Here is a 16,898-nt window from a genome sequence, read left to right on the forward strand (position 1 = left end):
TATACAGATTTCATTTGATGCGGACGAAAAAAGAGTGGGGATACCCACTCTTTCTTCTTACCTATCAACGTTGCAACGATATAGGGTTTTGATAAATCCCTTGCCATTCATGGCAAGGGATTTATCATTCCATTTCCCTAGTACATAGTTATACATGTGTATCATTTAGCAATTATGGGAATTATATCATAAAGAGTTTGTAAGCAGTAGAGGAGGTATCAAGATGTCACATAAAGTCACAGAACAAACAGAAGAATTAGTCCAACCAATCTTAGATGAACTTTCATTAGAACTAGTCGATGTTGTTTTTGAAAAAGATGGCCCTAATTGGTTTCTAAGAGTATATATCGATAAAGAAGGCGGAGTAGACATAGAGGAATGTGGTCAGGTATCAGAACAACTAAGTAAAAAGTTAGATGATGCAGATCCGGTAACAGACGCCTATTTTTTAGAAGTTTCATCACCTGGAGTGGAAAGACCTCTAAAAAAAGAAGCAGATTTTGAATCTAATATCGGTAAACATGTCTATGTTAAGTTATACGAGCCAATTAGTGGCGAAAAGGAATTTACAGGAGACTTAATTGATTTTAAAGACGGTTATGTGTGGATCCAATATAAGGAGAAAGCAAAAAAGAAAGAAGTTGAAATTCCGTTTAAGAAAATAGCGAAAGCTCGTTTAGCTGTTACTTTTGATTAAAGGGGGAGAAATTTGTGAACAGAGAATTGTTCGATGCAATGGATTATTTAGAAAAAGAAAAAGGAATTAATAAAGAAGTATTGATGGAAGCCCTAGAAGCTGCACTTATTTCTGCATATAAGAAAAATTTTAAATCAGCTACAAACGTTCGTGTTGATTTGAACGCAGAATCAGGGACCATGGGAGTATTTGCACAAAAGGAAATAGTGGAAGAAGTAGAAGATCATAATCAGCACATGTCAATTGAAGAAGCCCACACCATTAATCCTGCTTACGAGATTGGTGATGTAGTCGAAATTGAAGTTACGCCTAGAGATTTTGGTCGTATTGCAGCACAAGCAGCAAAACAAGTGGTGACACAACGAGTACGTGAAGCAGAACGTGGTATTATATTTAATGAGTATATTGATCGCGAAGAAGATATTATGAATGGGACCATTCAACGTATGGATGGTAGATTTATCTATGTCAATTTAGGTAAGGTGGAAGCAAAATTACCTGAATCTGAATGTATGCCTACTGAGACTTATAATGTACATGACAGAATAAAAGTGTACGTAACAAAGGTAGAAAACACAAATAAAGGACCGAATATTTTTGTCTCTCGAACTCATCCAGGGTTACTGAAGCGTTTATTTGAAATGGAAGTTCCTGAAATCTATGACGGTACTGTGGAAGTAAAATCAGTTGCACGTGAAGCAGGAGATCGATCGAAAATATCTGTGCATGCAGAAAACCCGGAAATAGATCCGGTTGGTTCATGTGTTGGGCAAAAAGGTCAGCGTGTTCAAACCATAGTGGATGAATTAAAAGGCGAAAAAATTGATATTGTAGAGTGGTCTGAAGATCCAGTAGTCTATGTATCCAATGCACTTAGTCCTTCAAAAGTCGTTCAAGTTAATGTTAACGAAGAAGAAAAAGCAACTACTGTCATTGTACCCGACTATCAGCTTTCTCTTGCTATAGGTAAGCGTGGACAGAATGCAAGACTGGCAGCCAAGTTAACAGGTTGGAAAATTGACATTAAGAGTGAAACAGAAGCAAAAGAAGAAGGTTTAATTACCGAAGAAGAAATACAAGAAAGTTTAGAAGAGCTTGAATATGAGGATAACTTAGATTATGAAGATTCCTACGAAGATATGGATGAAGATCTGTTCAAGTAAGGAGGAATTCATATGACTAAAAAACGAAAAATCCCATTAAGAAAATGTGTGGTAAGTCAAGAAATGATGCCTAAGCAATCGTTAATTCGAGTGGTGAAAACCAAAGAAGGCGAAATTTTTGTAGATCCCACTGGCAAAAAGAATGGTAGAGGAGCCTATGTTTCAAAAGATATAAAGGTAGTGGACCAAGCTGAGAAGAATGGTGCCTTAGAAAAACACCTGGAAATGAAAGTTCCTGAAACGATCTATCAAGAGTTAAGAAAACAGATTGAAGGCAAATAATATGGTAAGTAACAGTGCCTATTTAAATATAATTGGATTAGCGAATCGTGCTGGTAAATGCACATTCGGAGAAGAATTAATTGTAAAAGAAATTCAATCTAAAAAGTCAAAGTTAGTATTAATTGCAAGTGATACAGGCGATCAGACACGTAAGAAGTTAACGGATAAATGTGTTTTTTATAATATTCCTTTTTTCTTTGTGGATGAGCGTGAAACACTTTCACAAGCAGTTGGTAAATCAGGTCGTGTAGCAGTATCAATTCATGAGCAAGGATTTGCGAAGAAGTTGATGACATTACTTGATGAAAATAATCGGGGGTGAACGTATGTCAAAAATACGAGTATATGAGTACGCAAAGCAAGTAAACAAATCAAGTAAAGAAATTATCAATAAACTAAAAGAGTTGGAGCTACCTGTTTCTAACCACATGTCCACACTTTCAGATGATATGAAAGCGAAGTTGGATCAATCTTTCCAGCCTGAAAAGTCGAAAAATACACAAAAAAACCAGGCATCTAATAACCAAAAAAGTAAACCTAAACAGAATACTAAACAAAACAATAATCAAAAGAAGCAGAATAAGAACAAACAGCAAAATAAGCCACAAGATAATCAGCAAGAAGCAAAAAAACCAGAAAAAGAACAACCAAAAGAGCCGAGTAAAATTACTTATTCAGGAACATTAACTGTATCTGAGTTAGCAGATAAGTTAAACAAAGAAACAAATGAAATTATTAAGAAATTATTGTTCTTAGGAGTTATGGCGACGAAAAATCAAGACCTTGATGAAGATGCTCTGGAGTTGATATGTGGTGAGTACGGAGTCGAAGTTGAACAAGAAGTGGAAGTAGATAAAGCAGATCTTTCCACTTATATCGAAGAAGAAAATGCGGATAAATTAAAAGAACGTCCACCAGTTGTAACCATTATGGGTCACGTAGACCATGGTAAAACAACGTTATTAGATTCGATTCGTCATACGAAGGTAACTGCAGGGGAAGCGGGCGGTATTACTCAGCATATCGGTGCATATCAAGTAAGAGAAAATGATAAAAAAGTAACTTTTCTTGATACACCTGGTCACGCAGCGTTTACAAGCATGCGTTCACGTGGTGCACAAGTAACGGATATCGCTATTTTAGTCGTAGCAGCGGATGATGGCGTTATGCCACAAACGATTGAGGCTATTAACCATGCGAAAGCAGCCGAAGTACCAATCATAGTAGCAGTTAACAAAATGGATAAAGAAGGCGCTAATCCAGATCGTGTTATGCAAGAACTAACTGAATATGAGCTTGTTCCTGAAGACTGGGGTGGCGAAACCATTTTCGTACAGTTATCTGCACTAAAAGGTGAAGGTATTGACGATTTATTAGAAATGATTTTGTTAGTAGCAGAAGTGGAAGAACTTAAAGCTAATGCTGATCGTCGCGCAAATGGTACTGTAATTGAAGCACAATTAGATAAAGGTCGCGGTTCTGTTGCATCATTATTAGTACAAAACGGCACACTAAAAGTAGGGGATCCAATTGTAGTTGGACATACGTTTGGTCGTGTGCGTGCAATGGTTAATGATTTAGGTAAACGAATTAAATCAGCTGGTCCTTCTACCCCTGTAGAGATTACTGGTCTAAATGATGTACCACAAGCAGGTGATCAGTTTGTTGTCTTTAAAGATGAAAAGCAAGCACGCCAGATTGGTGAAATGAGACAACAAAAACAGATCGAAGAAAAGCGCGGTAGTCAGTCTCGTGTTAGTTTAGATGATTTATTTGAACAAATTAAACAAGGTGATATTAAAGATATTAATGTCATTCTTAAAGCAGATGTACAAGGTTCTGTAGAAGCTCTAGCGGCATCTTTAAAGAAGATTGATGTAGAAGGTGTAAAAGTTAATATTATTCACACTGGCGCAGGTGCAATTAAAGAATCTGATATTATTTTAGCTTCTGCATCGAATGCAGTTGTTATCGGCTTTAATGTACGTCCTGACAATAATGCGAAAAAAGCAGCGGAATCTGAAAAAGTGGATATTCGTTTGCATCGAGTTATTTACAAAGCAATTGAAGAAGTAGAGGCAGCAATGAAAGGTATGTTAGATCCTGAGTTTGAAGAAAAAGTAATTGGTCAAGTAGAAGTAAGAGAAATCTTCAAGGTTTCCAAAATTGGAACCATTGCTGGTGCATATGTAACAGATGGTAAAGTCACCAGAGATGCAGGTATTCGCCTAATTCGTGACGGTGTTGTTATTTATGAAGGTGAAATTGACACACTAAAACGTTTTAAAGATGATGTGAAAGAAGTAGCACAAAATTATGAATGTGGTATAACCATTAAAAATTATAATGATATTAAAGAAGGCGACGTTATTGAAGCGTATGTGATGCAGGAAATTGAAGTGAAATGATCACGTATGCCGAAGTAGAAATCTTTTTATATGAATGTCATTCATTAAAAGAGAAGCGATCGATATTAAAAAGATTAAAAAATCGTCTAACAAAAGACTTAAACATCGCCCTATCAGAATTAGATTTTCAAGATTTGTGGCAACGCTCAAAATTTGGTATTGTAACGGTTTCTGAATCAGGTGAAATTGGAGAACATGTTATACAACAAGCACTTCAAGTGATCGATTCGTTTACGGAAGTAGAAAGAACAATCACAAATGTAGAATTAAGATAGCGTTGGAAAGAGGTGATATAGATGAGTGAATTACGCTCTAATCGAGTCGCCGAACAAATGAAAAAAGAGCTTGGTGATATTATTTCTCGAAAAATCAAGGATCCAAGGGTTGGTTTTGTTACAATTACGGATGTAGAAGTGACGGGAGATCTTCAACAAGCAAAAGTATTTATTTCCGTTCTAGGTGATGAAAATAAAAAACAGGAGACTTTAATCGGTCTCGCTAAAGCAAAAGGGTTCATTCGTTCTGAGATAGGGAAACGAATTCGTTTAAGAAAGACACCTGAATTAATGTTTGATTTTGATGATACTATTGAACGAGGAAATCGTATTGAGCATATTTTGAGAGAATTAAATGACACAAATGAGCAATAAGAATGGCTAAGAGACTGGAACAAATAATTTGTAGTGATTAAAAATCCAAACGATTATTCGATTAGACATCGATATGTCGTTTGGATTTTCATACATATAAAGAGCATAATAGGCAATAACTGATGTGGTTATTTTGAAATTGATTTAAATGGTTAACACCCGCTACGGCTGTCCGCTTCCCTTTCCGCGGGTTTTTCTCCTCAGCTAACTTTGGTAAGCAAAGATCACTTACCAAAGTGGATCTTCGGATAAAAACATCCCGCAGGAGTGAAAGCGGACACCTTCGCTATGAATAGATGCTACAACGATTTTGACATTTATCATTTTGAATTTTCTAATAGTATGTCATATAAATGACGAGATAAAAATCTTTATATCAACTCTTTCATTCATTGTAGAACTTTACTTAGCGTAGGCGTCCTCTTCGACTCCTGGGGGAGTAGCATGATCTGAAGATCCACTTTGGAAAGTGGTTTTCTTTTCAAAGTTAGCTGAAGAGCATGCCCCCGGAAAGCGAAGTGGACAAGCCTAATCGGTGGGTACCCTCATATATACAGTCAAAAATACTACATCATTTACTGAGCAGTACCGTTATATTGCTTATCAATATATTTCAACGTTTGTGTTTGAAGTTAAGGAAAGTGGTATGTTTTGGTTCTTTTTGTTACGATAAGTGATATTTGGAATTGTGATTGTGATCTAATTAATGTGTAATGATTGATTAAAGGGAGGGTGGCCAATGGATGGGATTTTACCATTATGGAAAGAAAAAGGGATGACATCACATGATTGTGTGTTTAAGGTGAGAAAAATGCTAAAAACAAAAAAAGTAGGTCATACTGGCACACTTGATCCGGAAGTAGAAGGTGTCTTACCTATTTGTGTAGGTGAAGCGACTAAAATTGTTCCATTCCTTACGGATACTTTTAAAACATATCGAGCAACTGCTTTATTGGGATATTCTACCGATACAGAAGATCAAACTGGAATAAAGAAGGAAGAAAAAAAATTAAAGTCCGCTTTCTCCGCTGAGGAAATCAAAAATATATTAAAAAGTTTCGAAGGAGAGATCACACAACAAGTCCCATTATATTCGGCAATAAAAGTAAATGGAAAAAAGCTTTATGAATATGCGCGTGCAAATGAACCAGTAGAAAGACCTTATCGAAAAATCCATATACACAATATTCGTTTTTTAGACACTACATATGATAAAGTAAATGAGACACAAAAAATCGATTTTGATGTCTCGTGTTCAAAGGGGACGTATATCCGTACCTTATGCTTAGATATTGGTAAAAAAATAGGTTATCCTGCTCATATGTCAGCTCTAATTAGAACAGAAACAGGAAATTTTCTTGAAAAAGATACAGTCACACTTAATACGCTTCAAGATATGATTGATTCTGAGCAAGACTTACCGCTTTTAGCTATTGACCAAGGTTTACCACATTTAGATTACTTGAATGTTGACATGGATACGATGCGGAAAGTTTTTCACGGTCAAAAGCTACCGTTACCTAATCCAATACCTAAAACAAAATTTTTTAGAGTCCTTTTTCAAGAACAAATCGTAGCAATTTATCAAATTCATGACAATAATCAAGAAATAAAGCCAGCTCGCGTATTTAGATTTGAAGATAGAAAGTAGGTGACAAACAGATGGAAGTACATTCTCTAGTGTATCCACATCAAATAACCAAGGAAAAACAACAAAATACGGTAGCTGCCATTGGTTTTTTCGATGGTGTCCATCTGGGACATCAAGCCGTGATTCAACAAGCCATTAGAATCGCAAAACAATCGGATAGAAAAGCTGCAGTTATTACCTTTGATCCACACCCATCTGTCGTTTTACAGAATAAACAAGATACAGTTCGGTATATTACGCCCATTGAAGAAAAAATCAAGCATGTCGAATCACTGGGAGTCGATTATCTTTATATTATTCGCTTTGATAAGAAATTAGCAATGCTATCACCACAAGCATTTATCGAACATTTTATTGAAGAGATCAACATAACACATATAGTAGCTGGCTTTGATTTTACCTTTGGTCATAAAGGCTCAGGAAATATGGATAATATTCATAATTTAATAAACGATGAAACAGAAGTAACAACTGTAGGTCGGTTAGATCTGAACAACAAAAAAATAAGTTCGACTAGAATTCGAAAAGTATTGGGACAAGGTGAAATGGAAGAAGCTGAACGTTTACTCGGAAGACCTTATTCAATAGCAGGAGAGGTTATTCATGGTGATAAGCGTGGCAGAACAATTGGTTATCCAACAGCAAATATTAAAATTGAAGATTACTATTTTTTACCTCGAATAGGTGTTTATGCAGTACAAATAATGGTCGGAAATGATATATATTATGGCATGGCCAATCTTGGCTATAATCCAACATTTTCGGATGATCGAGAAAACGCGAAATTAGAAGTAAACATATTCAATTTTGATGCGAATATATATGGTGAGAATGTAGTAGTCTATTGGAAAAAGTATATCCGAAACGAAGAGAAATTTTCTAGTGTTGATGAATTAATTGACAAGATTAGAGAAGATGAAGTAAAATCGCGGGAATTTTTTTCGATAAATGATTAATACTACTTGCATTTCAAGTCGAAAAGTTGTAATCTTTTATGTGGGAACCATCTGCTTGGCAATTTGATTTCTCCGTCGATTGCTAGGGGATTGGTGTTTCACGATATTTTAGGAGGTGAACAGGATGGCTATCACTCAAGAACGTAAAAATGAAATCATTGGTGAATACAAAACACATGAGAACGATACTGGTTCGCCAGAAGTTCAAATTGCTGTCCTTACAGAGGAAATCAATAATTTGAATAACCACTTACGTATTCATAAAAAAGATCACCATTCACGTCGTGGTCTGTTGAAAATGGTTGGTAAACGTCGTAACTTATTGAACTATTTACGTAACAATGACGTTGCACGTTACCGTACGTTAATTCAAAAATTAGGTTTACGTCGATAAACTACTTTAAAAGCGGGAGTGATCCCGCTTTTTCTGTATGTAAAAATCGCAATGGTTTCTAAACAAATCAAAATTAAATTGATTAATTCCATGCAAATTAGAAAATACTAGTATTATCTAAAATTGTATTTAAATAAATGGAACTAGTTACATATGAGGAAACAACGTGCTAAAATAAGGAATAGTGAAGAACAAGCACAGTTGTTTTGAGAGGAGTACTATAATGGTAGAAGAGAAAAAAGTATTTTCAACAGAAATTGCTGGCCAACCTTTCCGTGTTGAAATCGGCGAATTGGCAAAACAGGCAAATGGTGCATGTATGGTGCATTATGGTGACACAGCAGTATTGGCGACTGCGACAGCGTCAAAAGAACCAAAAGACTTACCGTTCTTTCCGCTTACTGTAAATTATGAAGAACGATTGTATGCTGTAGGTAAAATACCAGGAGGTTTTATTAAAAGAGAAGGTAGACCAAGTGAGAAAGCGGTATTGACTTCTAGATTAATTGACCGTCCTATTCGCCCATTGTTCCCTGATGGCTTTCGTAATGAAGTTCAGGTTATAAGTACGGTAATGAGTGTGGATCAAAATTTACCTTCAGAAATTGCAGCAATGATTGGATCTTCTATTGCATTAAGTGTATCTGATATTCCATTCGGTGGACCAATTGCTGGTGTAGTGGTAGGTAGAGTAGATGGCAAATTTGTGGTGAATCCAACCTTAGAAGAACGTGAAAAAAGTGATATTGATCTAACAGTGGCAGGAACAAAAGACGCGATTAACATGGTGGAAGCAGGAGCGAATGAAGTTCCCGAAGAAATTATGTTAGAGGCTATTATGTTTGGTCACGAAGAAATCAAACGTTTGATAGCATTCCAAGAAGAAATTATTCAAGCGGTTCAGGTAGAAAAAATGGAAATCAAATTGTTTGAATTAGATCAAGATGTCGTTACAGAAGTGGAAAACGCAACAAAAGAAGATTTAGTAAAAGCAATTCAAGTCTTTGAAAAAAGTGCACGCGAAGAAGCAATAAATCAAGTTAAAAAAGATGTAATGGACAAATATGAAGAAGCAGAAGCAGATGCGGACAAGCTTAAACAAGTAGCAAATGTTTTAGATAAGATTGTTAAAGAAGAAGTGCGTCGTCTGATTACGAAAGAAAAAGTTCGTCCAGATGGAAGAAAAATAGATGAAATCAGACCTCTTTCATCTCGTATTGGTGTTTTGCCGCGAACTCATGGTTCAGGATTGTTTACTCGTGGACAAACTCAAGCATTAAGTATTTGTACATTAGGTGCACTTGGTGATGTGCAAATTTTAGATGGACTGGATGCAGAAGAATCAAAACGTTTCATGCATCATTATAATTTTCCGTCCTTCAGTGTTGGGGAAACAGGACCAATAAGAGGACCTGGTCGTCGTGAAATCGGTCATGGGGCATTAGGTGAGCGTGCTTTAGAAAAAGTGGTTCCTGACGAAAAAGAATTTCCATACACGATTCGACTTGTTTCAGAAGTATTAGAATCAAACGGGTCCACCTCTCAAGCTAGTATTTGTGCTAGTACGTTGGCGATGATGGATGCAGGTGTTCCAATTAAAGCACCGGTCGCTGGTATTGCAATGGGGCTAGTTAAATCAGGTGAAGATTATTCGATACTAAGTGATATTCAAGGTATGGAAGATTTCTTGGGGGATATGGACTTCAAAGTAGCAGGTACTGAAAATGGTGTTACGGCTCTTCAAATGGACATAAAAATTGAAGGTTTATCTCGTGAAATTCTAGAAGAAGCCTTATTACAAGCGAAAAAAGGTAGAATGCATATCCTTTCTCATATGTTAGAAACGATAAAAGAACCGAAAATAGAGCTTTCAAATTATGCTCCTAAAATTTTAACGATGGATATTAAACCTGATAAAATTCGTGATGTGATTGGACCAAGTGGTAAACAAATCAATCAAATTATCGAAGAAACAGGCGTTAAAATTGACATTGAACAAGATGGACATGTCTTTATTTCCTCTATAGATAGTGAAATGAATAAAAAAGCACAAAAATTAATTGAAGATATTGTTCGTGAAGTTGAACCAGGTCAAATGTATCTTGGTACAGTCAAACGCATTGAAAAATTTGGTGCTTTTGTTGAACTTTTCAAAGGCAAAGATGGTCTTGTACACATTTCTGAACTTGCAGAAGAAAGAACTGACAAGGTAGAAGATGTTGTTTCAATCGGTGACCAGATTATGGTTAAAGTAAAAGAAATTGACCGCCAGGGAAGAGTGAATCTTTCTCGAAAAGCTGTACTTCTTGACCAGAAAGAAAAAGAAAATAAAAATAAGTAATACAAAAAGAAGCTGGATAACCAGTTTCTTTTTTATACATAAAAAATGTCAACGCTGCAGTAAGAAGTTTTAATAAAAGAAGTTATATACTAGGAGGACTGTTTTTTGTTACATCGTAAAGAATGTCAAAATGGAATGCGAATCGTATTAGAGGAGATTAATACAGTGCGCTCGGTAACAATTGGAATATGGGTAAAAACCGGATCAAGGGATGAAACAGCAGAACAAAACGGCATATCTCATTTTATAGAGCATATGTTATTTAAAGGAACCAAAACTCGCTCTCCTCAAGAAATTGCAGAAGCCTTTGATGGTATTGGAGGAGAGATTAATGCGTTCACTTCGAAAGAATATACATGCTATTATGCAAAAGTACTTGATTCTCATAAAGATCTTGCGATAGAAATACTTTCAGATATGCTATTACATTCCACTTTTGATCCTATAGAAATGGAACGTGAGAAAAAAGTTGTGTTAGAAGAAATTAATATGACAGAAGATACACCTGATGATATTATTCATGATTTATTAGCAGAAGCAGCATATAAATCAAATACTTTAGCAATGCCTATTTTAGGTTCGAAATCAACTGTTGCTCATTTTAACCAAGAAGACATACTTAAATATCAAAAAGAACACTATATTCCTTCAAACATAGTTGTTTCCATTGCAGGTAATGTGCAAAACGATTTTATTAAGACGGTAGAACATCTTCTATCTTTCAACACTCATAGTAGTGATCTATCGAAGATTGAAACTGAAAAACCTTTATTTTATTCAAATCACGTCTCACAAACCAAAGAAACGGAACAAGCCCATATTTGTTTAGGCTATGAGGGAGTGGGTATTGAAGATGATCAAATCTATCCAATGATGATGGTTAATAATGTCTTAGGTGGTAGTATGAGTTCTCGTTTATTCCAAGAAATTAGAGAAAAAGAAGGCATGGCATATTCTATTTTTTCCTACCATAGTTCATTTTTAGATAGTGGATTATTAACCATTTATGCTGGTACATCGAAACATCAATTAGTGACAGTCCGTGAAAAAATAGAAAAAATAGTACAACAATTGCAATCTGAAGGATTCACGGAAAAAGAGTGGGAGAACAGTAAAGAGCAACTAAAGGGTTTATATATGTTAAGTCTTGAGAGTACTAATAGTAAAATGAGTCGTAATGCCAGGAATGAGTTGCTTTTGCATGAACATCCTTCATTAGATGATATTTTGCAAAAAATTGATAAGGTAAATCGAAATGATATAAATGGAGTTTTAGAGTTATTAAATGCGAATAAATCGGCTTCAGCCATTATTGCACCTAACTAGGAAATGGAGGTGTTATTGTTGCGTTTTAATGATTTGAGCAGTAAAGAGTTGATTGATTTAACCACAGGTTCGAGACTAGGGGTACTAGGACAAACGGATTTAGAAATTGATGAAAAGACAGGTCAAATTCTTTCATTTACCATTCCGCAGTATAGTATGTTCGGTTTAAGAAAGTCCGAAACTTATTCGAGAATCGAGTGGAAGCAAATAAAAAAAGTAGGCGATGATATGATCATCGTCGAAACCGATCAAATCTAAAAAACTTCAATTTTAAAGCTCTTATCTTATTTATTGTTCGTATAAAAACTAAACTGCGATGTAAGAGTCGTGATAAGTTTGAAATTATTTGTCTATTAGCCATCCGCTCCGGCTGCCCATTTTCCTTTTACCACAGGCACAAGTGCAACATCTACTCAAGCAAGCTTTCGTAGTGTTTTCTATGCAGTGGGGTTTTCCCTTCAGCTAACTTTTTCAAGCATAGACCGCTTGAAAAAGTGGATCTTCAGGTAAAACATTCCCACAGGAGTGAAAGTGGGCGGCCTACGCTATAAATGGGTTCTACAACGGTTTTAACAGTTATAAACTTGGTCATTCTAGAAATAATGAGATAGTAGTCATTATTTTAACTCTTGCATCCATTGTAGAACTTTAGCTAGCGCAGGCGTCCACTTCGACTCCTGGGGGATTAGCATGATCTGAAGATCCACTTTGAAAAGTGTTATTCTTTTCAAAGTTAGCTGAAGAGCATGCCCCATGGAAAGCGAAGTGGGCAAGCCGTAGCGGCTATTGCGCACATACTTTCAATCAAAATTACCACTCTGCTTACTTCGCGGTTTGTGTCTAATATGTTTAATGGAGCCGGGCTTGTTTGCCTGGTTTTTTCTTTTTTTGAAATTGAAGACGAACCGTGATACTTGCCTCTTCACTTCTGTACCCTGCTTACATATGATAGGTTAGATAATGAAATAAAATGTTTTTGATTTTTGTGAGGTGAAATGATGCAGAAAAAGAAAAATATTGCCATTATTGGGGGAGACGCTCGTTATTTACCTCTAATACATGCACTTAATAAAATGAGTGATTTTCGAATTCAAATATTAGGGTTTGAGCAAGTTGAACAAAGCTACACAGGCGTAATGCAATCAACGATAGATAGTTTAGAGACATCTGATCTTGACGGGGTTATACTGCCGATTACTGGTGTTGATAATCAAGGCAACGTTGAAACTATGTTCTCCAATCAGCCTATACAATTAACTAAACAATGGTTTCAATCTTTGCCTAAGCATTGCCGTGTGTTTACAGGAATATCAAATAATACTTTAAATGAATTTGTTTCATCAAGTAATGTTTCTTTGGTTAAACTAATGGAAAGAAATGATGTGGCTATCTATAATTCAATACCTACCGCTGAAGGAGCGATTATGCTCGCTATTCAACATACCGATATTACAATACATCATGCTCAGGTTTTTGTTTTTGGATATGGAAGGGTTGGAGAAACTACTGCAGATAGCTTTGCCGGTCTTGGTGCAAATATCTCTGTTATTTCCGAGAGTGAATCAGATTTAGCTCGAATATATCAGAAGGGATGGGCAGGATACTCTATTGATCAGATCGAGCATGAAATAGAAAAGTGTCAGATATTAATTAATACAATACCTGCACGAGTCATAGACAAATCTTTGTTAGAAAAAATGAATAGTCAAGCTATCATTATAGATTTAGCATCAAAGCCAGGTGGAGTTAATTTTGAATTTGCTAAAAAAAGAGGCATTCAAGCCATCCATGCATTAGGACTACCTGGAATGGTAGCACCAAAAACTGCTGGTGAAATTTTAGCTGACCGTATCGCAACCTTACTTCTAAGCTCCCAGTAACACCTATTTAATTTGGGCATATACTGGGCATATAACTAGCCCAATGCTTAATCAGATACAAATGGTTAGGCATGTAATGCTTAGGAGGGATTCTGTGGAACTTAAAGGTAAAAAAATTGGTTTTGGTCTTACTGGCTCTCATTGTACGTATGCGGCAGTCTTTCCGCAAATGAAGAAATTAGTTGAATTAGGTGCTGAGTTGGTGCCAGTTGTTTCACATACATTTAAAGAAACGGATAGTAAATTTGGTAGAGCGAAAGACCATATGGATCAAGTGAAAGAAATCACGGGTCGAGAACCGATATCGACTATTGTTGACGCGGAACCATTAGGTCCAATTGAACCATTAGATGTTATGGTATTAGCTCCTTTAACAGGTAACTCTATGAGTCGATTAGCAAATGCAATTACAGATGGTCCAGTTTTAATGGCTACTAAAGCAACGATACGAAATGGAAATCCAGTAGTAATTGGAGTATCAACAAATGATGCTTTAGGTTTAAACGGGGTTAATTTAATGAGGTTAATGGCAACAAAACTAATTTACTTTGTACCCTATGGTCAAGATGATCCATACAAAAAACCAAACTCTTTAGTATCTGATATGACACTTATTCCAGAGACAGTGAAAGAAGCATTAGAATTTAAACAAATACAACCGGTAATCATTGAAAGAAATCGCTAAATATGATGAAATAATTAAAGAATTGCCGTTAATATGTTATGATAAAAAAGATAATCTAATAAATACTCATTGAATCCAATGGAAGGGGACAAATAACATGACAACAACACAACGATATAATGTAGCAGTAGTAGGTGCTACTGGTGCAGTAGGAGCAAAAATGCTAGAAACACTAGACAAAAAGAACTTTCCTATTAATGAATTATACCTCTTGTCGTCAAAGCGCTCAGCAGGTAAAGAGCTAGAATTCCAAGGGAAAACATATACTGTACAAGAAACAACACCAGAAAGCTTTGAAGGGATCGATATTGCTTTATTCTCTGCTGGAGGATCTGTTTCAAAGAAATTTGCTCCTGAAGCAGTAAAACGTGGTGCTGTAGTGGTCGACAATACAAGTGCATATCGTATGGATCCAGAAGTTCCGTTAGTAGTACCTGAAGTTAATGAAGCAGATATTAAAACACATAACGGGATTATTGCAAATCCTAATTGCTCTACAATACAGATGGTAGCCGCATTGAAACCGATCCAAGATCAATTTGGTATGTCTAGAGTCATTGTGTCTACTTATCAAGCAGTCTCTGGTGCGGGAAATGAGGCACTTGACGAATTGCGTACACAATCAAAAGCATTCTTGGAAGGTGAAAACTTAGAAGCCGAATTATTACCGGTATCAGGTGAGAAACATCATTATCCGATTGCGTTTAATGCTTTACCTCAGATTGATGTATTTCAGGAAAATGGCTACACGTTTGAAGAAATGAAAATGATCAATGAAACGAAAAAAATCATGCATGATGATAAAGTTCACGTTGCCGCAACTTGTGTAAGATTACCATTCTTTACTTCTCATGCAGAAAGTGTATATGTGGAAGTGAATAAAGAAGGAGTCACAGCGGATCAATTTAAATCAGCAATTAGCAATGCAGAAGGTATTGTATTAGAAGATGATCCTGAAAATCAAGTATATCCTACACCGCTTTCTTCAGCAGGAAAATGTGATGTATTTGTAGGCCGTATTCGTAAAGACTTAGATAATGAAAAAGGGTTCCATTTATGGGTAGTCTCCGATAATTTATTAAAAGGTGCTGCTTGGAATTCTGTTCAGATTGCTGAATCGTTAATTAAAAATAACTGGCTACAAAAATAAATGAGGTGTACTCATGCGGATTCTGGTTCAAAAATTTGGTGGTACTTCTGTAAAAAGTAAACGATCAAGACAACATGCAATCCGTCATATAAAAGAAGCTTTATCAGAAGGCTATAAAATAGTTGTAGTGGTCTCTGCAATGGGGCGATTTCCAGATCCTTATGCAACGGATTCCTTATTATCATTGATCAATGGAAATCAGTCAAAATTAAGTAATCGAGAAAAAGATTTACTGATATCTTGTGGAGAAACAATATCTGCTACGGTATTTTCGCATGATCTACTGGAAAACCAAATTGAATCTGTTGCTCTTAGTGGTGGAGAAGCAGGAATTATTACGACTAGTAATTTCTCTAATGCACAGATAAAAACGATCGATACTCAATATATTCATCAATTATTGAAGGAACATCAAGTCGTAATAGTGGCAGGTTTTCAAGGAAAGACAGAAAATAATGAAGTTACAACAATTGGCAGGGGTGGCAGCGATACCTCTGCCACAGCATTAGCAGCTGCATTACAAGCTGAGTTTGTAGATATTTTTACTGATGTAAATGGCATCATGACTGCGGATCCTAGAGTCGTATCAAATGCAAAAAAATTAGAAGCGATCTCCTATACGGAAATCTGTAATTTAGCTTATCAAGGTGCCAAAGTAATTCATCCAAGAGCAGTCGAAATTGCCATGCAAGCAAATATTCCTATCCGAGTACGATCAACGATGTTAAAAGACAAGGGAACACTTATAACAAATGCACCAGAAGCGGATTATTCCGAGAGTATTCATGATAAACTTGTGACAGGTATCGCATATGTTAACCATATTACTCAAATCCGTATACAAGAGATAAAAGAGCCACAGCAACTACATGTCATGGTATTTAAAGCGATGGCTGAAGCTGGGATTTCAGTGGACTTTATCAATATATCTCCAAATGGTGTGGTATATACGATTTTTGAAAGAGATGAGCCATTAGCAAAAGAAGTTTTAAAAGAATTAAAAGTTAATCCAACTTATACAGAAGATTGTGCTAAAATTTCGTTAGTAGGTGCTGGAATGTCTGGTTTACCCGGAGTAACCTCAAAAATAGTGCAAACTTTAACAAATAAACAGATTCCAATTTTGCAATCTGCTGACAGTCATCGTACCATTTGGGTACTCATACAAAACAAGAATTTAGAAACGGCACTGAATGCATTGCACGTTGCTTTTCAATTAGAGAAATAATCTAAATTCTTTTTCTTTTTCCTATTGATGAAATTGATTATTCATGGCATAATTATGTTCGCCATTTTTCTATATAAAGTGAAATTT

General features: G+C 35.9%; 17 protein-coding genes. All 17 read left to right on the plus strand.

The window, feature by feature from the left end; translation table 11 throughout:
- Positions 1-223: 223 nt before the first annotated feature.
- The 17 genes from rimP to dapG all read left to right on the plus strand — a co-directional run bounded on the left by rimP (position 224) and on the right by dapG (position 16,811).
- Entirely contained in the window at positions 224-697 is a 474-nt protein-coding gene (gene rimP, locus BUC25_RS10935) for a ribosome maturation factor RimP (RefSeq protein ID WP_073201914.1), read from the plus strand.
- Between the two features lie 14 nt (positions 698-711).
- The gene (gene nusA, locus BUC25_RS10940; protein ID WP_073201915.1) at positions 712-1,860 is read left to right on the plus strand and encodes a transcription termination factor NusA; all 1,149 of its coding nucleotides are present in this window, start codon (positions 712-714) and stop codon (positions 1,858-1,860) included.
- A 12-nt stretch (positions 1,861-1,872) separates the two neighbouring features.
- Positions 1,873-2,142 (plus strand): RNase P modulator RnpM, encoded by a 270-nt coding sequence (rnpM, locus tag BUC25_RS10945; RefSeq protein WP_073201916.1) that lies wholly within the window; start codon positions 1,873-1,875, stop codon positions 2,140-2,142.
- Position 2,143: 1 nt separating this feature from the next.
- Positions 2,144-2,464: a YlxQ family RNA-binding protein gene (locus tag BUC25_RS10950; RefSeq protein WP_073201917.1), complete on the plus strand. Its 321-nt coding sequence runs from the start codon at positions 2,144-2,146 to the stop codon at positions 2,462-2,464.
- A gap of 4 nt (positions 2,465-2,468) precedes the next feature.
- The gene (gene infB / locus BUC25_RS10955) at positions 2,469-4,550 is read left to right on the plus strand and encodes a translation initiation factor IF-2 (RefSeq protein ID WP_073201918.1); all 2,082 of its coding nucleotides are present in this window, start codon (positions 2,469-2,471) and stop codon (positions 4,548-4,550) included.
- Positions 4,547-4,825: a DUF503 domain-containing protein gene (locus BUC25_RS10960; protein ID WP_073201919.1), complete on the plus strand. Its 279-nt coding sequence runs from the start codon at positions 4,547-4,549 to the stop codon at positions 4,823-4,825. The genes infB and BUC25_RS10960 overlap by 4 nt, the downstream gene beginning before the upstream one ends.
- A 21-nt stretch (positions 4,826-4,846) precedes the next feature.
- Positions 4,847-5,200, plus strand: coding sequence for a 30S ribosome-binding factor RbfA (gene rbfA, locus BUC25_RS10965; RefSeq protein ID WP_073201920.1), 354 nt, complete (start codon positions 4,847-4,849; stop codon positions 5,198-5,200).
- A gap of 739 nt (positions 5,201-5,939) precedes the next feature.
- Positions 5,940-6,851, plus strand: a complete 912-nt coding sequence (truB, locus tag BUC25_RS10970) for a tRNA pseudouridine(55) synthase TruB (protein ID WP_073201921.1) — start codon at positions 5,940-5,942, stop codon at positions 6,849-6,851.
- 11 nt (positions 6,852-6,862) lie between these two features.
- Positions 6,863-7,807, plus strand: coding sequence for a bifunctional riboflavin kinase/FAD synthetase (locus BUC25_RS10975; RefSeq protein WP_073201922.1), 945 nt, complete (start codon positions 6,863-6,865; stop codon positions 7,805-7,807).
- A 124-nt stretch (positions 7,808-7,931) separates the two neighbouring features.
- Positions 7,932-8,201, plus strand: a complete 270-nt coding sequence (gene rpsO, locus BUC25_RS10980; protein ID WP_058307768.1) for a 30S ribosomal protein S15 — start codon at positions 7,932-7,934, stop codon at positions 8,199-8,201.
- Positions 8,202-8,424: 223 nt separating this feature from the next.
- Positions 8,425-10,542: a polyribonucleotide nucleotidyltransferase gene (pnp, locus tag BUC25_RS10985; protein ID WP_073201923.1), complete on the plus strand. Its 2,118-nt coding sequence runs from the start codon at positions 8,425-8,427 to the stop codon at positions 10,540-10,542.
- Between the two features lie 105 nt (positions 10,543-10,647).
- Positions 10,648-11,868: a M16 family metallopeptidase gene (locus tag BUC25_RS10990; RefSeq protein ID WP_073201924.1), complete on the plus strand. Its 1,221-nt coding sequence runs from the start codon at positions 10,648-10,650 to the stop codon at positions 11,866-11,868.
- Positions 11,869-11,886: 18 nt separating this feature from the next.
- Positions 11,887-12,126, plus strand: a complete 240-nt coding sequence (locus BUC25_RS10995) for a YlmC/YmxH family sporulation protein (protein ID WP_082631288.1) — start codon at positions 11,887-11,889, stop codon at positions 12,124-12,126.
- Positions 12,127-12,866: 740 nt separating this feature from the next.
- The gene (gene dpaA, locus BUC25_RS11000) at positions 12,867-13,748 is read left to right on the plus strand and encodes a dipicolinic acid synthetase subunit A (protein WP_073201926.1); all 882 of its coding nucleotides are present in this window, start codon (positions 12,867-12,869) and stop codon (positions 13,746-13,748) included.
- Positions 13,749-13,842: 94 nt separating this feature from the next.
- The gene (locus BUC25_RS11005) at positions 13,843-14,433 is read left to right on the plus strand and encodes a dipicolinate synthase subunit B (RefSeq protein WP_073201927.1); all 591 of its coding nucleotides are present in this window, start codon (positions 13,843-13,845) and stop codon (positions 14,431-14,433) included.
- A 97-nt stretch (positions 14,434-14,530) separates the two neighbouring features.
- Positions 14,531-15,583 carry an aspartate-semialdehyde dehydrogenase gene (locus BUC25_RS11010; RefSeq protein ID WP_073201928.1) on the plus strand — a complete coding sequence of 351 codons (1,053 nt, stop codon included), beginning with the start codon at positions 14,531-14,533 and terminating at the stop codon, positions 15,581-15,583.
- Positions 15,584-15,596: 13 nt separating this feature from the next.
- Entirely contained in the window at positions 15,597-16,811 is a 1,215-nt protein-coding gene (gene dapG / locus BUC25_RS11015; protein ID WP_073201929.1) for an aspartate kinase, read from the plus strand.
- Positions 16,812-16,898 lie beyond the last annotated feature (87 nt).

Source organism: Gracilibacillus kekensis (assembly GCF_900143085.1).
In the GTDB taxonomy this organism is placed as follows: Bacteria; Bacillota; Bacilli; order Bacillales; family Amphibacillaceae; genus Gracilibacillus; species Gracilibacillus kekensis.